At 62.5% G+C, this 841-nt stretch carries 1 protein-coding gene; it reads left to right on the forward strand.

Annotated features, from left to right (window positions below):
• Positions 1–841: extracellular solute-binding protein (locus tag EOA36_RS36325; protein ID WP_127281307.1), on the forward strand; the 841-nt coding region annotated here is incomplete at both ends.

Here is an 841-nt window from a genome sequence, read left to right on the forward strand (position 1 = left end):
GGCCAATGTCAAGGAAGGCGAGTTCGCCGGCGTCGAGCTCACCTTCATGGGCCTCAACAACCAGAACCTGCACAATGTGCTGTTCCGTGGTTTCCTGAAGCCATGGGAGACCTATACCGGCGCCAAGATCAGCTGGATCGATCTGGCGCAGGCCGACTACAACGCCCGGCTGCAGCAGTCGATCGCCACCGGCACCGTCGATTTCGACATCATCGAGATGGGCGCGCCGTTCGAGGGCGACGTCTGCGGCAAGGGCCTGACTTCGGAGATGCCCGACTGGGTCAAGAAACAGATCGACTTCGACGATCTCGTCAACTACCTCAAGCCGCCCGTCGGCACCTGGGATGGCAAGCAGTATCGGGTCACCATCGATGGTGACGCGCACAACTTCAACTACCGCACCGACGTGTTTGCAGACGCCGACCTCGCCAAGCAGTGGAAGGATAGCGGAGCGACGAGCGAATGGGGCGTGCCGAAGACCTGGCAAGAGGTTCAGGCCGTGACCAAGTTCCTCAAGGGCAAGAAGTTCAAGGGCCAGGATGTCTATGGCTATCTCGACGCGCCCAAGCCCTGGGGCGGTTTCGGCTTCTACTTCCTCGGCAGCCGCGCCACCGCCTACGCCAAGCATCCCGACGACAAGGCCTGGCTGTTCGACGCCGACACGATGAAGCCGCGCGTCAACAATCCGGCCTGGGTACGCGCCATCCAGGACGTCATCGATGCCCTGCCGTCGGAACCCGCCGACCAGATCAATGCCGATCCGAACACCACCGCCTTCCAGCAGTTCCTGGCCGGCACCGGCTCGATGATCCCCTGGTGGGGCGACGTCGGCTCGAACGTC

The sequence above is a fragment of the Mesorhizobium sp. M8A.F.Ca.ET.021.01.1.1 genome (genome assembly GCF_003998025.1).
Taxonomy (GTDB): Bacteria; Pseudomonadota; Alphaproteobacteria; order Rhizobiales; family Rhizobiaceae; genus Mesorhizobium.